Source organism: Oleiphilus sp. HI0079 (assembly GCF_001635105.1).
The window spans coordinates 1-583 of record NZ_LWFT01000987.1; the positions used below are offsets into that span (position 1 = coordinate 1).

Below are 583 nucleotides of genomic sequence, written 5' to 3' on the forward strand. Positions count from 1 at the left end.
GCGATGATGCTCCCTGAATTGCGCTTCGACCGAACGCACGACGGGCTTTCTATCTACCCGACACCTCCTGAACTGAGCGACAAGGTAAATCGCGGTGACTACCTGGCTCAACGCATTGAGAAAATCACCTACGTGGTAGAGAAACCCGGACGGTTTACCATCCCAGAACGACGTTTTCATTGGTTCGATCTCGGTAGTCGCACATTTAAGGTTGAGGTTTTGCCGGAGCAAACCATTACCACCGTTTTGAGCCCTCGTTACTATCTACGCTCTGCTATTGAGTCGACGGTCGACTTCATGTCAGAACGAAGCGTGTTTGATTGGATCTTGTTGGTTGTTTTTATCTTTGCCTGCTATCGATTGAGGACGCGATTTAAAGCGCTGCTTCGTGCTTACCATCGCGACAAAGCGAATAGAAAAGCGCGGCGTGATTTGGAGTCGAGGTTTGTTGCTGAATGCCGTTCTTCTAACTTCATCGAAGCGGCGAGGCTGCTATACCGTTGGCTTGACTTGCGAGCGCAAGCCGATGACCACGCTAGACCTTCAAAAGGCAGTTCCGACAATCGCATTGAATGGTCGAACG

Annotated in this window: 1 pseudogene; it reads left to right on the forward strand. The window is 50.4% G+C overall.

Annotated elements, in window-relative coordinates:
* Positions 1–583, forward strand: a pseudogene (locus tag A3750_RS18020) (BatD family protein); the annotation flags it as partial.